Raw genomic sequence first — 16,015 nt, forward strand, 5'->3', positions numbered from 1 at the left:
AGCGCCCGCTGGTTTCGCGGCCCGGCCGCCCTCGCAGCATGGAGGGTCGCCGGGTCGTCGTCTTTCTTGCCGGCTACTCCGCGCGCAGGCGCGTCCAGGCGGCCACGTAGCGCGACAGGCGCTCGGCGTCCTTCGGGGTGACGTCCTTCAGCCGGCGCACGTCCATGTTGTCCTCCAGGTCCGCCAGCTTCACGCGGCGGGCCAGGGGGTGGGGACGCAGCCGTTCGATGAAGGCCTCGTAGCTTTCGCCCTCGCGCTTGGTCAGGCAGTCCAGGGCGGACAGCACGTCCTCCGGGTAGCCCAGGCCGCGCAGGCGCTCCAGCGTGTAGGGCGTGTCCTCCACCACGTCGTGGAGGATGGCCACGGTGCGCTCCGCGTCGGAGGCGAGGCGCAGCATCACGCGCAGGGGGTGGAGGATGTAGGGCTGTCCTGCCTTGTCGCGCTGACCCTGGTGCGCGGCCACCGCCAGGGCGATGGCGTCTTCGAGCGTGGGCATGGGCTGAAGCTTCGCACGCCCGGTGGCCGCACGGCTCAATGGTTGAGGTTGCCGGAGCCCGTGCCGCCGCCCGCCTGCGCCGAGTAGACCTCACCGCCGCCGCTGGACTTCAAGAGCCCCTCCACGGCGAGCGCGTTGGGGTCCAGCTGGTTGGTGTCCCCCCGGCGCGGAATCAACGTCTCGCTGATGCACAGGGCGCCCACCACGACGTTCTGATCATTGTCGCGGTTCCACTCGGGGGGCAGCGGCTTGAGCTCGTCCTCGTTGTCCCGGACGTAGAGATACACGTCGTCCCTGCCGTCGCCATCCAGGTCCGCGAACAGCGCCGGGTTCACCGCCTTGATGGCCGCGCGGCCGGCGGTGGTGCGCGGGTTGGCGGGCGACGGGTTGGTGGGCGAGGCGATGGGGTCGTAGACGGACGGCGCGCTCAGGAAGGTGTTCCACTTCGCGAAGTTGCGGCCGAAGTAGGCGCGCGCCAGCTGCAGGCCGCTCTCCGCGCAGCCCTGGCGCTGGCCCGAGCGGCTGGAGGTGACGGCGCGCGTGCGCTCGCTGCTGGCGTAGGCCATCACGCCCGCCACCAGGCCCAGGAGCACGGTGACGAGCAGCACGACGAGCAGCAGCGTGGCGCCGCGGGTGGCGCGGGGGGCTCTGGACGAAGGGCGCGGGGACATGGCGGAGGACCTCACGGAAGACGGACTCACAGGCTGGCCGAGGCCAGGTTGGGCAGCTCCGCCCGGCGCGAGAAGAGGCTGCGGAAGTAGCCGTCCGCGGGGACCACGGCGGGCGTGTGGTTCTCCACCGTGAGCGGCAGGTCCTCGGAGAGGACGGCCTGGTCCCGCGTGTCGCGGCGGGGCGAGCGGCCCGTGGCCACCACGCTGATGCGCACCGAGCGCAGGCCCGGCGTGAACTCGGGCTTGAAGCCGTCCTGGAACGCGTACTGGGCCGGGTCGCCCGTGTTCGTGGCGTCCACGCCGAAGGCCACCTGGAGGTCCTCCACGAAGTCCTGCACCACCACCGGGTCTCCCATGTCCACGAAGGGGCGCCCCGCCACGTCACCGCCGGGCCGGCCCTCCGCGCGCATCAGCGCCTTGCGGCCGTTGACCGGGTTCGTCCCGATGAAGAAGTGCAACAGCCGCACGGGGTACACCATGTCCGTGCGCTGGAAGCCGCCCTTGTGGGGCGCGTTGGAGAAGCCCGGCACGCCGGACTCCAGGTAGTTCACCGTGGCCGTGGGCGGGGTGCTCGTCACCGACGCCTGGGTGAGCAGCGCGCCGCTCTTCATGTTGCTGGCCACCAGCATCGGGTTGGCGGGCAGGGCGCCGCTGGGCGTGCCCACGCAGTTGACCTCGAGGGGGCCGGTGCCGTTCTTCACCACCGACATCGCGGCGCCCGGCGCGCAGTTACGGCCCAGGTAGTTGCGGTCCGGCACCACCAGCCACAGGTCGTCGCTGCCGTTCGTGCCCGGCAGGTTGCCGGACGTGGTGGCGGCGAGCACGCCCGTGCCCGCGCCGTCCCCGCCGAAGACGGGGTTGATGCGCTGGGGCGTGCCGCCGGACACCACCCAGAGGCCCTCGGACATGCCCGCGCCGGCCTGGCGCACCGCGGACAGCAGCGTCTCTCCCGCGAGCCGCGCGTGGTCGTGGCTGTCCGCCACGTGCTCCGTGTTGTGCACCACGCGCCCGCCCGCCAGCAGCAGGGCCGTGGCCGCCGCCAGGATGATGGTGGCGAGCGCCGCGGCCACCATCGTCTCCAGCAGCGTCATGCCGCGCGTCCTCGATCCAGTCCTCATTGGACGAACACCTCGCTGTGCACGATGGCGCGCTCCAGGCTGTCGCCCTTGCGGTACGCGCGCGTCCAGAAGGTGAAGGGCAGGGCCCCGGCGGGCACCATGGCCTGGGCCGCGGGCGGCAGGTCCTTGGGCAGCCCCTTCGTCACCAGGATTTCCCGGCAGTAGACGTCGCGGGGCAGCACCGCGTCCGGGGTGCTGACGCTGCAGGGCGTGCCGTTGGGCACGTCCAGCGCCGGCGCCACCTGGCCCGTGGGGAGCACGCGGAAGTAGGCGCCGGTGCCCACGTCGCCCGCCTGCGGCGTGCTGGGGTCCAGCTGCCAGGGCGTCGCGCCCAGGGCCAGCTCCGGTGGATAGGTGGAGGGCCGCGCGACGGCCTGGTTCGCCAGCTCCAGCTTGGACGCGAGCCACAGCCGCTGGGTGCGCGCCTCCAGCAGCATGCGCCGGCCCTGGAGCACCTGGCCGTCCTTCACGTCGCGGGTGGCGGCCACCATGCCCATCACGGCGCCCACGGCGGCCAGCGCCAGGACGCTCATGGAGATGAGCACCTCCAGGAGGCCGCTGCCCCGGCGGGAGGCGGAAGAGGGAAGGGCTCTCATTCGAGGAACCTCTGGCTCCAGTTGAGGAGCTGGTAGAGCACGCCGTTCTCGCCGGCCACGGAGTGCTTCGCGGTGGGGCTGGCGGCCCCCTCGTTGCTCCCGTTGTCGATGCGCGTGACGCGCAGGGCGCTCACCTCCGCGCCCACGATGAAGTCCTGGGACGTGCCGCCGTTGTCGCGGTGGTAGACGGCCACGCCGCCGTAGTTGGCCAGCGACGCGCCGCTCATCGGGTGGATGTCCGCCAGCGAGGTGGGCGTGTTGCCCAGGTCGATGCTGTACGTGTGGCCGCGCACGGAGGCGCTCAGCAGCATGGGGTCGTTCACGGACTCCTCCGCGGTGCTGAAGTACGCGGTGCGCCCCGCGATGGTGACGTTGCCGTAGACGTGCTCGGGCGCGGCGAAGACCAGGGGGAAGGGCGCGGGCTCCTGGAGGACGCCGTAGGTGGTCGCCTCCGTGTGGGCCAGGGTCGCGTTGATGAGCGAGCCGTCCAGCCGCTTGCCGTCCTGCCCCAGGGGCAGCCGCAGGCCGGCGTCCAGGAGCAGCGCATGGAAGCGGCCCCCCACGGTGTCCGGCACCCAGTCCATGCCGGCGGTGCCCACCAGGGCCACCACCTTGCCCTTGTACTGCCCGAAGGCGGAGGTGTCCGCCGCGTCGCGCGGGATGCGCGCCAGGCCCACGTTGGTGCTGATGGGCTGGCTGGTGACGGGCAGCCCGCCAATGTTCATCGCCGTGTACTTGCAGGGCGCGGCGTCACTGCACGCGGGGCCCATGCGCGCCAGGTTGACGTTCATGCCGGTGGACGCGTCCAGCTCCCAGAGCCGGCCCTCCATGTCACCCACGTAGAGGCGCGCGGCGCCGCTGGAGTCCTGTGACACGGTGGGCGCGGCCGGCGCGCTGTTGTCCACGCTGCTGGCGTAGGCCTGCTGCCACTGCCACAGCTTCTGGCCGGTGGCCACGTCGATGGCGAACACCTGCACGCCCTTGGCGGGAGAGCCCGGTGAGCCCGCCACCGCCGGCGCGCCGGAGCTGCTGGACGCGACGAAGACCGTGTACACGGGCGAAAGCCCCGCCCAGCTCACACCCACGGACAGCCCGCGCGAGCCGCCCAGCCCGCTGTAGTCATAGAGGCCGCTGGGCGTGCGGCCGGGGTCCGCGCGCGGCGGCAGCAGGAAGAGGCTGGTGTCCTCGTCCCAGGTGTACGTCCAGTCCGTGCCGCCCACGCCCCGGTCCGCCAGCGCCACCACGGAGTGCGGCGCGCTGGAGGTGGCGTAGTGGCTGCCCACCAGGTGCCACAAGAGCACGGGCTTGAGCGGGTTGGTCACGTCCAGGGCGAACAGGTCTCGCCCCGTCTGGCCCACGTTGGCGACGAGCACCGTGTGCCACTCCCGGCGGCCGGTGCCCACGAAGTCCGCGAACACGTCGAAGACGACGGGCGCGCTGTTCACCCGCGCGGTGTTGTTGCGCAGGCCCGACAGCTGCGTGGCCGGCAGGAAGCTCCAGAGCTCCGTGCCGGGCAGGGGCAGCGTGCCGTTGCGGAAGCGCTGGGCGAAGTCCGTCTTGAAGCGCGCGCTGGCGTCCGGGTTGGGGAACTGGAGGGCCTCCGCCGGGCCGTCGTAGCGCGCGCCGCCGGAGACGTAGAAGGCGTGGACCTGGCCGTCCAGGCCCGCCGCGTAGGCCACCGTGGGCCGCGCGGCGTTGCGGTCCGGGATGAAGGTGCTGGCGGGCACCACCACGGGCGACGAGTGGATGAAGCCGCCCAGGTGCGCCTTGTTGTCCGCGGCGTCGTTGTTGCACTGCGCGTTGGTGGGCTGGAGGATGGGCGTCTCGTTGGCGCCGTCGCGGCCGGACACCGTGGCGTAGCAGTAGCCGCGCACGCGCTGGAGCATCATCGCCACCGCGTTGAAGTCGTTGAGCAGCTGCCCCTTGTTGATGAGCTCGTGGGTGATGCCGAAGTCGGAGCCGCCCAGCTGCGGCGAGTACTGCGTCGCCTGCTGCAAGTCACAGACGCCGTCGCCGCCCTTCACGAAGTCGTAGTGGAAGGTGCCGTCGCGGGCCTGGGCGCGGTTGAGCTTCAGCACGTCCACGCAATGGGGGTTGGGGGCCGTGCCGTAGTTCCTGTTGATGCGCGTGCCGGAGACCTCCTCCGGCTGCCAGCCCACCTGCAGCACCCCGTGCGGCGCGGTGCGGTTGGCGCCCAGCGACGGGTTCACCGTCACCTCGCCGCCGAAGTAGGTGAAGAGGTTGCGGTCGCCGGGCGCGGGCATGCGCGCGTCCGCGTTCCACAGCGTGCCGTCCGCCAGCGAGTTCTCCCCGACGGAGAGCGCGTCGCCGCCAATGAGCGAGTGCGCGCGCAGCGTGCCCGGGTAGTAGGGGAACACCCAGTGCGAGCCCTGCGCGGGCGTGTACGTGTCCGCGCCGGGCGGGTAGCCCGTCACGGCGTTGTAGGAGGTCTTGAACAGCACGGCGCGCGAGCCGTTGGTGTCGCTGCCGTTCTTGTCGTCCAGCGCGACGGGCGCGGACACGGTGCGCTCGCTCTGCAGCGGCTCGCTGCCCAGGTTGAGCAGCGTGTTGAGCACGATGCGCGTGCCCGCGACGCTGTCCTTGAAGTCATGGCCCGCCAGGTAGACGACGGTCGCCTTCTGCGGATCATTGTCCTTCTGGTTGAAGGAGAAGAAGTCGTGGCCGCGCTGGGCGTTCGCCGCCACGTGCGCCGCGTTGTCGTACTGGTTGCCGGGGGAGTAGTCCTTCCAGCTCACCGCCAGCCGCCGCACGCCGTTCTTGAAGGTCGTCCGGTAGTTCTCCGTGTGGCCCACCACGTTGTTGAAGCGGAAGTCGCCCAGCTGGGAGAAGGGGTCGCCCGGGTTGGGGTAGAGGACGCACGCGGGCCTGGGCGAGGACTCGTTGCGGTAGTCGGGGTCCGTGCAGTTGCGGCCGTTCCAGGTGGAGCCGTTGACGAGCGCGTTCCTCTCGAAGAGGCCGTCGCCCTGGAAGCGCGAGGACGGCACCATCGTCCCGTCCGGACGCTCGGTGTGCTCGTAGGACCAGATGCTGGCGCACTCGGCGAACAGGCCGTTGCCGCGCTGGTTGGTGAAGTACGCGATGTTGTTGAGGACGTTCTCCGCCTGGTTGACGGCGCCGTCGCCGTTGTCGCGGTACTCGGGGCGCGTGCTGTTGCCCAGCTCCCAGTGCGGCGCCCAGAACACGCGGTAGCGGGGGCGCTGGGTGACGGGGTCCACGGCGTTGAGCAGGCCATGGGGGAACGCGGAGGTGGACACCAGGTCCGCGTTGGCGTGGAGCGCGTCGTAGATGAGGCCGGGCTGCCCGCCGTTGCGGGTGCACGTCTTCGTGGTGCCCTGGGGGCAGCCGCCCGCGCCCGGGAAGTCCAGGCCCGCGTTGCGCAGGTAGTCGTCCAGCATGCCGCCCTTCACGTAAGACTCGTCACCGGAGTCGTGGTCGTCCCGGTCCAGCAGGGCGATCTTCGGGGGCACGCGGTTGAGGCGCCGGCCGATGGGCGCGTTGAACTCGATGGTGGCCTGGTGCATGCGCACGTAGAAGCAGCCGCTGCCGTTGGTGAACGTGTCGCAGTCGCACGGCGTGCGGAACTTGTTCGGCGCGTCCGGCCCGGCGGAGGAGTTCAGGAAGTCGAGCGCGTTCTTCGCGTCCTTCGCGTCGATGATGAACGCGCCGCCCATGTACTGGATGTCGCGGAAGTTGCTGGCGGTGTTGAGCGTCGCGCGCGTGAAGTTCGGCCGCGCCTCGGCCGTGGTGGTGGTGAAGTTGTCCACGTCCCCTTCGGGGAACAGGCCCCCGGAGGGCAGCGGCTCCAGGGGCGGCACCGGCACGACGGGCGCCGCGGCCGAGTTGCTGATGTGGAAGTCGCAGCCGTCGTTCCAGCTGGGGTCGTTCCAGTGGCCGTTGTTCGGCGCCGGCGGCAGGTGCTTGTTGGTGGGCACGCAGCGGTTGGGGGACCGCTTCGTGTCGTCGATGGCCAGGTACACCGTCACCGGGTGGTTGGCGTTGAAGCCGCCCGCCTCGTTGGACTGCAGGAGGCGCCACACCAGGCCGTAGGCCGACAGGCTTCCACAGCCCTGCTGGAAGGTGGCCTGCTCCGGGATGATGAGCGCGCCCTGGCTGAAGGTGACGATGTCCGTGGCGGAGGCCGGCAGCGCCGTCAGCAGCGCCAGGCCCAGCAGGATTCGCCGCGACGCGGAGATTCTGGGGGGGAGGGGAGCCAAGGGTTCACCGGGGGTTGGGGTCAACGGACCCCCTGGGGTCAGGGGCCACCCTCGATGTGTGCACACGGTGTGCCCTGGCGGCGGAGGGCTCCCCTGCTGGGAAGCCCTGGAAAGAAACCGTGTCGCTGTGGGCTCGAGGCGTCAGCGGCTACGCAAAGCTTGCGAGGTCCGCACGTCGTGCATAGCGGCGCTAGGCCTGGTCGCCCAGCCTGCCGCCGCGCCCGGCCTTCTTCTGCGAGGTGCGCTTCTTCTCCTCCAGGCGGCGGCGCTTGGAGCCCAGGGTGGGGCGGGTGGCCTTGCGGACCTTGGGCACGAAGGTGAGGGCCTGCAGGCCCGCGCGCAGGCGGCGCACGGCGGCGTCCTTGTTCTGGGACTGGCTGCGGCGCTCGGTGGCGGTGACGGACAGCTCCGTGGGCGGGTGGGTGAGGCGTACGCCGCTGGCGGTGGTGTTGCGGTGCTGGCCGCCGGGACCGGAGGCGATGAAGAACTCCACGTCGCAGACCTTCAGCAGGGCCTCGTCATCCAGGGCGAGGGCCTCCCGGGCGGCCTGGCGTCGTGCTGGGGGGGCGATGGGCAAGGTCGGCGTCATGGCAGTCCTCAAGGTAGCGCCGGGGGGACGCCATCGGTACTGCTCTCCTGACACCTGACGGTGAAACCGGCAGCAGGAGGGAGCACCCCATGATGTACGTCCGGACGTCGGAAGCGCGGGGCCACGCGGAGCACGGCTGGCTCGACACCCACCACACCTTTTCGTTCGCGGACTACTACGACCCGGACTTCATGGGGTTCCGCTCGCTGCGCGTCATCAACGAGGACACCGTCGCGCCGCGCCGGGGCTTCGGCAAGCACCCGCACCGGGACATGGAGATCCTCACCTACGTGGTGAGCGGCGCGGTGGAGCACGAGGACAGCCTGGGCACGCGCGCCCTCATCCGTCCGGGCGAGGTGCAGCGCATGAGCGCGGGCACGGGCGTGCTGCACAGCGAGATGAACCCGCTGGATGAGCCGCTGCACCTCCTGCAGATATGGCTGCTGCCGGACCGCCAGGGCCTGCCCCCCGGCTACGAGCAGAAGCGCTTCGTGCCGGAGGAGCGCCAGGGCCGCCTGCGCGTGGTGGCGTCACACGACGGGCGGGACGGGTCGCTGACGGTGCACCAGGACGTGGTGCTGTCCGCCACGGAGCTGGGCGCGGGCCAGCGGGTGGAGTACGCGCTCCAGCCTGGCCGCCACGCCTGGCTCCAGGTCATCCGGGGCGAGGCCACGCTCAACGGCGTGGCGCTCAAGGCCGGTGACGGCGTGGCGGTGTCCGAGGAGACGGCGCTGGCCCTGGAGGCGAGGACGCCCACGGAGGCGCTGCTCTTCGACCTGTCCTGAGGCTGTCGTGAGCGCGGGCCCCACCCTCAGATGAGGTTCAGGTTGAACGTGAAGCCCGTCTTGGCGGCGCGTTGGTCCTCGGCGGTGGCGACGAACTTCACCACGTAGGGCAGCGCGGAGAGCGAGCGGTCCGCCGCGACGCGCACCTGCGCGGTCGTCTCGCCCGGGGCCAGGGTGACCGTCTGGGCGGTGAGCCGCGGGCTGGGGGCTTCGAGCGTGATGGTGAGCGGACCGGTGAAGCCCTCCGCGCGCGTCACCGTCACCGTCGTCAGGACGGACTGGCCCGGCGTGATGTTCACCTGGCGCGGCTCCACGGCGATGGAGAAGTCCGGCTGGGGCTCGGGCGGCTGCAGGATGACCAGGGAGATGCCGCTGGTGGCGGTGACGTTGTTGGCGGGGTCTTCGGCGACGAGCTGCAGCGCGTTCACGCCGTAGGTCGTGACGGAGGGGGCCACCGTGAGCGTGGAGGTGGCGTTGACGATGGTCTCCCCCTCCGGGAGGGAGAAGTCCGGGCCGAAGGTGACACCCGCGGGGGCGCTCGCCGTGCGGATGCGCACCTCGCCCAGGTTGTCCGCGATGCGCTGGACGGCGATGTCATAGGGGACGGAGTCGCCGGGCGCGGCGGTGATGGTGTCCGCGCCTCCCCAGTCCAGACGGTAGTAGGGCCCGTTGCCGTCGCAGCCCAGGGCCAGCGCGCAGGCGAGGAAGGCAAGACGGCGAAGGGGACGCGGCATGGGAGGGCTCCAGGGGTGGCGAAGCAGGGGTGAGCATGGGGCCGGGGCGCGAGCGCCCGCAAGCGGCCCGGGGGAAGGCGGGCGTCAGCGGAACAACGAACATGCGGCGAGATAAGTCCCGACGTGGGCCTCCAGCGACGGCGTCAGCGGCCTCGCGTAGCCGCCGCCCAGGGTGAGCACCACGGGGAGTCCACGCTCCTTCGCCGCGCGCATGACGCGCAGGTCGCGCTCGCGCAGCCCCGCGTGGGTGAGCGACAGCCGGCCCAGGGTGTCCTCCTCCAGCGGATCCACGCCGGCCTGGAAGAAGAGCAGGTCGGCGTGCGCGGACTCCAGGACGTGGGGCAGGTGGGCGTCGAGCACGGCCAGGTACTCCGCGTCCCCCACGCCGTCCTCCAGCCCCAGGTCCAGGTGCGAGGGTTGCTTGCGGAAGGGGAAGTTGTGCTCGCCGTGCATGGAGAAGGTGAAGACGGACGGGTCGCCCGCGAAGGTGGCCGCGGTGCCGTTGCCCTGGTGCACGTCCAGGTCCACCACCACCGCGCGGCGGATGGCCCCTTCCGCCTGGAGGACGCGGATGGCCACGGCGATGTCGTTGAAGACACAGAAGCCCTCCCCGTGGTCCGGGAAGGCGTGATGGGTGCCGCCGGCCAGGTTCGCGCCGAAGCCGTCCACCAGGGCGGCGCGGGCGGCGGCCAGGGTGCCGCCCACGGACGCGCGCGCGTTGTCCACGAGCAGCGGGGACCAGGGGAAGCCCAGCCGGCGCAGCTCCGCGTCCGTGAGGGCGCCGCCGAAGAAGGCGTCCAGGTAGCGCGGGGTGTGGACGCGCTCCAGGTCGGCCCGCTCCGCGCGGGGGGCCTCGTGGAAGACGGCCGGGGGCAGGATGCCGCGCGCGAGCAGGATTTCGCGCAGCAGCCGGTACTTCTCCATGGGGAAGCGGTGCCCGTCGGGCAGGGGGACGGAGTACCTGTCGATGTGGAAGACGCGCACGGACCCCGGGCGTAACGCCCGTTTCCGGAGGCCGCAACCGGGGGCGTAGACCTTCCTGCGGGCCTGTCCGTTACAGGAGCAGGCGGCGCGGGAAACCCGCCGCGCGAACCGCCGTTTCGGAGCCCACCCATGAACCTGAAGCCCCTCTCGCGGGCCGTCCTGACGGCCGCGCTCGCCACCGGTCTGTCCGCCACCTCCGCCTGGGCCGTCACGCCCTATCCCGTCACGCCCTATCCCTCCCGTCCGCCCGTGAAGCCGCCGCTCGCCCCCCGGGAGTTTCCCGCCGCGAAGGCCGAGCCCGCGAAGCCTACCGCCGCGCCCGCGGGGCAGGGCACGCAGGCCCAGGCCCAGGCTCAAGGTTCGCAGGGCCAGGACGCGCAGGTGCGGCCGCAGGGCGCCCGGCCCGAAATCGAGGTGGCCTTCGTGCTGGACACGACGGGGTCCATGGGCGGCCTGCTGGAGGGCGCGAAGCAGAAGATCTTCTCCATCGCGTCGCGCATCGCGAAGGGCAAGCCCACGCCGCACCTCAAGGTGGCGCTGGTGGCGTACCGGGACCAGGGGGACGCCTACGTGACGAAGCGCTTCGAGCTGAGCGACGACATGGACTCCATGTTCGCGGAGCTGCGCAAGCTGGAGGCGAACGGAGGCGGGGACTTCCCGGAGCACGTGGGGCGCGGCCTGGGGGAAGCCGTGTCGCTGCTCAAGTGGAGCCAGGACCGCGAGGTGATGAAGGTCATCTTCCTGGTGGGCGACGCGCCCCCCGCCGCGCGCGAGGCCGCCTGGGACTTCAAGCTGTGGTCCAAGCGCGCGAAGGAGCGCCACATCGTGGTGAACACGGTGCGCTGCGGCGCGGACACGACCACCGAGGAGTCCTGGCGCTACGTGGCGAAGCTGACGGACGGCACCTTCGACTCCATCGACGCATCGGGCGGCATGGTGGCGGTGGCCACGCCCTATGACGCGGAGCTGTCGCGCGTGAACGCGGAGCTGGCGTCGAAGACGCTCTACGGCGGCCGCGAGGATGCCCGGGCCCTGAACCAGGCCCGCTCGGAGGCGACCAAGGGCATGGCCGCGGAGGCCGTCGCGGACCGCATCAGCTACATGAAGAAGAGCCGGGGCGCGGGCCTGAGCGCCCCCAGCGCCGCGGCGGTGAGCAGCGCGCCCGTGGCCGTCGGCGGCGCGGTGGACCTGCTGGAGAAGCCGGCCGCGCTCGACACCCTCAAGGACGAGGAGCTGCCCCAGGAGCTCAAGGGCCTCAAGAAGGAGGCGCAGGCCGCGAAGGTGAAGCAGCTGGCCGCCGAGCGCAAGGTGCTGGAGGAGAAGGTCGCGAAGCTCGCCACCGAGCGCGACCAGTGGCTGTCGAAGAACGCGGCCACCAAGGAGGACGCCTTCGACGCCAACGTGATGAAGAGCGTGAAGGCCCAGGCCGCGAAGTTCGGCGTCACCTACTGAGGCTACTCGCGCGTCACCGCGCGCAGCACGACCTCCCGGCGCTGATCCAACAGGCGCATCGCCAGGGGGCGCGTCGCCAGGTAGACGCCGAAGTGGAGCACCGCGAACGCGGCGATGAAGGCCACGGACTGCCAGCCCGGCCCGTCCTTCCCCGCCGCCCGCAGCGCATGGCCAAAGGGCATGCAGCCCACGCTGGCCGCGAGGATGCCCAGCATGGACGCGGTGAGGGGGACGCGGTCGCGCCGCTTGAGGCTCGCGTGGAACTTCACCGGGAAGTACAGCGACAGGAAGTTGCCCGCGGCCAGCAGCATGGGCAGCACCGCCGCCACCGCGGCCATGGCGCACACGAAGTCCACGAGCGTCCCCGAGCCGAAGTACACCCGGTAGAAGGCGCCCACCAGCACCGCCATCCCCAGCGCCGCCACGCCCTGCACCCGGTTCTTCGCGCGCAGCACGTCCGCCAGGCTCATGGGCGCCGCCAGGAACACCGCGAAGCCGTGCCCGTCATACGCGAAGGTGTTCTGCGAGAACGTGGACGCGATGACCACCGCGCCGTAGATGCTCAGGCCGCCCATCACCCACGCATCCGCGCTGTTGCCCAGCAGGTACACGAAGAGGTCCCGGCCGGAGAGCAGCTTCAGCAGGATGGCCAGGATGAAGGGCACCGCCGCCAGGAGCCGCGCGCGCGGGTTGCGCCACAGGTCCAGCACCTCGCGCCGCAGGATCGTGTCGAAGCGCGAGCCCGTGGTGGCGAACGGGTCGCTGTCCTTGCCGTCCCCCCGGTCTCCGCCGGAGCGGCCTCCCGCCTGCCGGTGGAAGCGCATCAGGAGCGCGTACGCGACGCCCATGCCCATGGCGGTGAAGAACAGCAGCCCGAAGGCCTCCAGCATCGCGATGCCCACGCGCCCGTGCGCGAGCTGCCCCAGGCCGTCGCCGAAGAAGCCCGGCGGCACCTGGCTGAGCGCCACCGCCGCGTTGATGATGAGGCTCATGTCCAGCGCGCCCACGCCCGCCTCGCCCACGCTGGTGAGCCACGACGTGTCGATGGGCGGGATGAACGACGCGGCCACCAGGAAGGCCACCATGCCGCCGCCCATGATGCGCGCGCTGTGCTTTTCCCGCAGCACGTTGATGACCGTGTAGAGGCCCACCCGGCTCCACGCCGCGCAGAAGAGGGCGAACAGCACGTAGAGCACCGCCGCCAGCCACGGCGACGCCAGCCGGTGGCGCGACGCATAGCCCACCGCCGCGCCGGTGAGGGGCGCGTAGAACACGAGCGCGCGCGGCTCGAAGAGGCTCGCCACCGTGGAGCCCATCAGGAGCCGGAACGGCGAGATGGGGAACGCGGCGTAGCGCGACAGCTCGGAGTGGTCATCCACGCCCGCGGACAACAGCGGCCACGTCACCCAGGTGGCGGCGGTGACGAAGCACAGCAGGTTGAGGATGAAGTACGGCCACACGTTGCTGTGGACGATGAGCGGCAGCCGCATCAGCTTGAAGAAGCTCAGGCCCAGCAGCACGCCCGGCGCGCTGGAGCCCACGAACGCCGCCACCGCGAGCAGGCGGCTCTTGCCCGGGCCCTGGTTGAGGCCCAGGTGCAGGCGCAGGCCCCAGAGGAGCATCAGGTGCTGGAAGAAGCCGGGGACCTTCGGACGCGGGGCGCTCACGCGGACTCCCGGCGCAGCGGCACCACGTTCGCGCCAGGCTCCCCGTAGAACGACAGCTTCGCGTTGCGCGCGGCCGGCACGGCGATCAGCTTCTCGAACACCGCCTCCAGCGTGGCCACGCCGTGGCGCTGGCGGAGCGCTTCCACCGGGCCCTGGTCCAACATGCGCCCGCCCCGGATGACGCCCGCGTGCGTGGCCAGCCGCTCGGCGATCTCCAGCACGTGCGTGGTGAGCAGCAGCGTCACGCCCCGGCGGGACAGCTCGCGCAAGAGTTCGCGGATGACGCCCGCGGCCAGCACGTCGATGCCCTCGAAGGGCTCATCCAGGAGCACCAGCTCCGGCGCGTGGATGAGCGCCGCGGCGATGGCCAGCCTGCGCCGCATGCCCTTGGAGTACTCCGCCACCAGCGCGCCGGCCTTGTACGTGAGCTCCGTCAGCTCCAGCAGCTCCACCGCGCGCGACGCGGCTTCCGCGCCGTCCAGCCCGTACATGCGCGCGCAGAAGGTGAGGTACTGCCGGCCGGTGAGGCGCTCGAAGAGGCTCAGCTCCTCCGGCACCACGCCCACGCGCTGCTTCACCTCCAGCGGCTTCGCCACGGCGTCCACGCCGAGCATGCGGATGGTGCCCTGGTCCGGCCCGTACACGCCGGTGAGCAGCGCGATGGAGGTGGACTTGCCGGCGCCGTTGGGGCCGAGGAACGCGTAGAAGGCGCCCCGGGGAATCTGAAGCTCCATGCCGTCCAGCGCGGTGAAGGTGCCGAAGCGCTTGACGAGGCCGCGAGCGTCGATGGCCAGCTCGGCCGGTTCTGCGGAGGAGGGGGGCGTCATGAAGGACGCCATCACACCATGCCTCCAGGGGCCGCCCACAATCCTCGGGTTGACGGATGGTGCGGCCTGCCGGGCGCTTCCCGACTCAGTGCACCATGGCCACCTCCGGCGGCCCGACGATCTGCTGCACGGTGGTGCGCACCTTGTCCAGGTCCACCGGCTTGGAGATGTAGCCGGCGGCGCCCACCAGCTCCGCCTCCCACTCGAAGCCGTAGCCGGAGATGATGATGATGGGCAGGTTGCGCGCCCGCGGCATCTTCTTGAGCGCGTCCAAGAGGCCCCAGCCGCTCATGACGGGCATGCGCAGGTCCAGCAGCACGGCGCCCGGGATGTCGTCCTCGAGAAGATCCAGCGCCTCGCGGCCGTTCTTGGCCTCGATGGTGGCATAGCCCATCTCCTGGAGGGCATCGCAGATGAGCGTGCGGTGACTCGCGTCGTCGTCGACGACCAGGATGAAGTTCGACATGGGCTTGAGCCTCTGGAGTGGCGGCGTCTGCTTGGGGACCGCGATTCTATGGGGTCGAAGATGGGAATGCCCCCTCCATTGCGGAAGGGCCTTCGTTTCTTTTCAACACTCCGCGTAGAGCGACAGCGTGTTGCCGCCCAGCACGCCCGCGAGCGCGGCCTCGTCCAGCCCCAGCCCCACCAGCGCCCGCAGCTCCCGGTCCCACGCATAGGGGATGTTGGGGAAGTCCGTCCCGTAGAGGATGCGTCCGGGCCGCACCTCCAGCGCCTTCCTGGGAAGGGGCACGGGGAAGTAGCCGCCCACCGCCATGGTGGTGTCCAGCCAGAGCGTGTCGTACCGCTCCAGCAGGCGCGCGTACGCGTCGAACTCGTCCGCTCCCAGGTGCGGCACGCACAGCTTCAGCGAGGGGTGATCCTTCAGCACGCGCTCCACCCGCTCCGCGGCGCAGAGCTGGTGCGGATCCACCGGGTACTGGGGACTGGACGGCTCCCGCCCCGAGTGCATCACGAGCGGCTTCCCCGCCCGCGCGCACGCCTCGTAGAGCTCGTGCAGCTGGGGCGCGTCCGGGGAGAAGGCCTGCACGTGGCAGTGCAGCTTCACGCCCTTGAGGCCCAGGGCGAACGCCTCCTCCAGGATGGCGACGGCGTCGGGCTCGCCCGGGTACACGGTGCCAAGCCCGATGACGCGGGGCTCGGCCTTCGCCACCTGGGCCACGTAGGCGTTGAGGGCGCGCGCCATGCCCGGCTTGTGGGCGTAGTGCAGGGCGACCACGCGCTCGACGCCCCGGGACAGCAGGAAGGACACCACCTGGGGCGTGTGCAGCTTGTAGCGGATGGGCCAGCCGTAGCGGTCGAACCAGCGCCACACCGCCTCGAAGACGCGGTCGGGGAACAGGTGCACGTGCGCGTCCACGACGGGCGGCAGGCCGGGGTCCACGCGGGGCCCTTCCTCGTCCGCCAGCGCGGGCATGGGCATCTGGATGCCCTGCTCCCGCCAGGTCGGCGCCGGCGAGGACGCCAGGCACGGCACCGGCGCGTCGGCGTCCTCGTGCTCGTGCGGCGCGTGGGGCGGAGGCTCCCGGGGAGCCGTCATCCGCCCGTGCCCGGTCCGGAGGGCTTCTTCGCGTCCTCCTCGTCGTCCAGGCGGCGCAGGTAGCTGTTGTGCGCGTAACCGTGGCGCTCCAGCCGCTGCGCCTCGATGGCGTCCGCGACCTTGGAACACACCTGGCCGAGCATGCGCAGGGACTCGGCGATCAACCGCTCCGCGTGATCCTGCGCGTTGGCGGACGGAATGATGGGACGGTCGCGACGGAACGGCAGGGGCAACTTCATCCGCTGGAATCTAAGGGATGCCCCTCCCGGCTGCCACGCGTCAGTCCCGCCCCGTCCCCCGGCC

General features: G+C 71.5%; 15 protein-coding genes. 2 read left to right on the forward strand and 13 right to left on the reverse strand.

Translation table 11 applies throughout. The features are described 5' to 3' along the window. Nucleotides 1–73 precede the first annotated feature (73 nt). From NR792_RS33510 to NR792_RS33535, 6 genes are all read right to left on the reverse strand, one after another. Entirely contained in the window at nucleotides 74–496 is a 423-nt protein-coding gene (locus NR792_RS33510) for an HD domain-containing protein (protein WP_120607633.1), read from the reverse strand. A 35-nt stretch (nucleotides 497–531) separates the two neighbouring features. Continuing rightward, entirely contained in the window at nucleotides 532–1,167 is a 636-nt protein-coding gene (locus tag NR792_RS33515) for a hypothetical protein (protein ID WP_375756781.1), read from the reverse strand. A 26-nt stretch (nucleotides 1,168–1,193) separates the two neighbouring features. Next, nucleotides 1,194–2,285, reverse strand: a complete 1,092-nt coding sequence (locus NR792_RS33520) for a PilW family protein (protein ID WP_375756782.1) — start codon at nucleotides 2,283–2,285, stop codon at nucleotides 1,194–1,196. Beyond that, nucleotides 2,282–2,881, reverse strand: a complete 600-nt coding sequence (locus NR792_RS33525; RefSeq protein ID WP_375756783.1) for a type II secretion system protein — start codon at nucleotides 2,879–2,881, stop codon at nucleotides 2,282–2,284. Before NR792_RS33525 ends, NR792_RS33520 begins: the two co-directional genes overlap by 4 nt. Continuing rightward, nucleotides 2,878–7,116 carry a hypothetical protein gene (locus tag NR792_RS33530; RefSeq protein WP_375756784.1) on the reverse strand — a complete coding sequence of 1,413 codons (4,239 nt, stop codon included), beginning with the start codon at nucleotides 7,114–7,116 and terminating at the stop codon, nucleotides 2,878–2,880. The genes NR792_RS33525 and NR792_RS33530 overlap by 4 nt, the downstream gene beginning before the upstream one ends. Nucleotides 7,117–7,306: 190 nt before the next feature. Continuing rightward, entirely contained in the window at nucleotides 7,307–7,705 is a 399-nt protein-coding gene (locus NR792_RS33535) for a peptide chain release factor-like protein (RefSeq protein ID WP_338269852.1), read from the reverse strand. Nucleotides 7,706–7,794: 89 nt separating this feature from the next. On the opposite strand from NR792_RS33535, the gene NR792_RS33540 reads away from it, so the two are divergent. Next, nucleotides 7,795–8,490, forward strand: a complete 696-nt coding sequence (locus tag NR792_RS33540) for a pirin family protein (protein WP_375756785.1) — start codon at nucleotides 7,795–7,797, stop codon at nucleotides 8,488–8,490. A gap of 26 nt (nucleotides 8,491–8,516) precedes the next feature. Here the strand turns inward: NR792_RS33540 and NR792_RS33545 are convergent, their stop codons facing one another. Further along, on the reverse strand, nucleotides 8,517–9,224 hold the full coding sequence (locus tag NR792_RS33545) for a hypothetical protein (RefSeq protein WP_375756786.1): 708 nt from the start codon (nucleotides 9,222–9,224) through the stop codon (nucleotides 8,517–8,519). An 84-nt stretch (nucleotides 9,225–9,308) separates the two neighbouring features. Next, on the reverse strand, nucleotides 9,309–10,208 hold the full coding sequence (locus tag NR792_RS33550) for a histone deacetylase (protein ID WP_375756787.1): 900 nt from the start codon (nucleotides 10,206–10,208) through the stop codon (nucleotides 9,309–9,311). Nucleotides 10,209–10,337: 129 nt separating this feature from the next. Between NR792_RS33550 and NR792_RS33555 the strand changes: the two genes are divergently transcribed. Further along, on the forward strand, nucleotides 10,338–11,660 hold the full coding sequence (locus tag NR792_RS33555) for a VWA domain-containing protein (RefSeq protein ID WP_375756788.1): 1,323 nt from the start codon (nucleotides 10,338–10,340) through the stop codon (nucleotides 11,658–11,660). 2 nt (nucleotides 11,661–11,662) lie between these two features. Here the strand turns inward: NR792_RS33555 and NR792_RS33560 are convergent, their stop codons facing one another. The 5 genes from NR792_RS33560 to NR792_RS33580 form a co-directional block, all read right to left on the reverse strand. Next, nucleotides 11,663–13,282 (reverse strand): hypothetical protein, encoded by a 1,620-nt coding sequence (locus NR792_RS33560; protein WP_375761737.1) that lies wholly within the window; start codon nucleotides 13,280–13,282, stop codon nucleotides 11,663–11,665. 41 nt (nucleotides 13,283–13,323) lie between these two features. Next, complete coding sequence (locus NR792_RS33565) at nucleotides 13,324–14,166, reverse strand: ABC transporter ATP-binding protein (RefSeq protein WP_375756789.1); 843 nt, start codon at nucleotides 14,164–14,166, stop codon at nucleotides 13,324–13,326. Nucleotides 14,167–14,239: 73 nt separating this feature from the next. Continuing rightward, nucleotides 14,240–14,620, reverse strand: a complete 381-nt coding sequence (locus tag NR792_RS33570; RefSeq protein WP_014394116.1) for a response regulator — start codon at nucleotides 14,618–14,620, stop codon at nucleotides 14,240–14,242. A 102-nt stretch (nucleotides 14,621–14,722) separates the two neighbouring features. Further along, a complete protein-coding gene (locus tag NR792_RS33575; protein ID WP_375756790.1) occupies nucleotides 14,723–15,712 on the reverse strand; it encodes an amidohydrolase family protein in 990 nt (329 codons plus the stop codon). Then, the gene (locus NR792_RS33580; RefSeq protein ID WP_120529914.1) at nucleotides 15,709–15,951 is read right to left on the reverse strand and encodes a hypothetical protein; all 243 of its coding nucleotides are present in this window, start codon (nucleotides 15,949–15,951) and stop codon (nucleotides 15,709–15,711) included. Before NR792_RS33580 ends, NR792_RS33575 begins: the two co-directional genes overlap by 4 nt. Between the last annotated feature and the right edge of the window lie 64 nt (nucleotides 15,952–16,015).

The sequence above is a fragment of the Corallococcus exercitus genome (assembly GCF_042231735.1).
GTDB classification, from domain to species: domain Bacteria; phylum Myxococcota; class Myxococcia; order Myxococcales; family Myxococcaceae; genus Corallococcus; species Corallococcus exercitus_B.

Coding starts and splice junctions, on each gene's coding strand:
- NR792_RS33510 (WP_120607633.1), bottom strand. CDS start 496: ATGCCCACGCTCGAAGACGCCATCGCCCTGGCGGTGGCCGCGCACCAG.
- NR792_RS33515 (WP_375756781.1), bottom strand. CDS start 1,167: ATGTCCCCGCGCCCTTCGTCCAGAGCCCCCCGCGCCACCCGCGGCGCC.
- NR792_RS33520 (WP_375756782.1), bottom strand. CDS start 2,285: ATGAGGACTGGATCGAGGACGCGCGGCATGACGCTGCTGGAGACGATG.
- NR792_RS33525 (WP_375756783.1), bottom strand. CDS start 2,881: ATGAGAGCCCTTCCCTCTTCCGCCTCCCGCCGGGGCAGCGGCCTCCTG.
- NR792_RS33535 (WP_338269852.1), bottom strand. CDS start 7,705: ATGACGCCGACCTTGCCCATCGCCCCCCCAGCACGACGCCAGGCCGCC.
- NR792_RS33540 (WP_375756785.1), top strand. CDS start 7,795: ATGATGTACGTCCGGACGTCGGAAGCGCGGGGCCACGCGGAGCACGGC.
- NR792_RS33545 (WP_375756786.1), bottom strand. CDS start 9,224: ATGCCGCGTCCCCTTCGCCGTCTTGCCTTCCTCGCCTGCGCGCTGGCC.
- NR792_RS33555 (WP_375756788.1), top strand. CDS start 10,338: ATGAACCTGAAGCCCCTCTCGCGGGCCGTCCTGACGGCCGCGCTCGCC.
- NR792_RS33560 (WP_375761737.1), bottom strand. CDS start 13,282: ATGCTCCTCTGGGGCCTGCGCCTGCACCTGGGCCTCAACCAGGGCCCG.
- NR792_RS33565 (WP_375756789.1), bottom strand. CDS start 14,166: ATGGCGTCCTTCATGACGCCCCCCTCCTCCGCAGAACCGGCCGAGCTG.
- NR792_RS33570 (WP_014394116.1), bottom strand. CDS start 14,620: ATGTCGAACTTCATCCTGGTCGTCGACGACGACGCGAGTCACCGCACG.
- NR792_RS33575 (WP_375756790.1), bottom strand. CDS start 15,712: ATGACGGCTCCCCGGGAGCCTCCGCCCCACGCGCCGCACGAGCACGAG.
- NR792_RS33580 (WP_120529914.1), bottom strand. CDS start 15,951: ATGAAGTTGCCCCTGCCGTTCCGTCGCGACCGTCCCATCATTCCGTCC.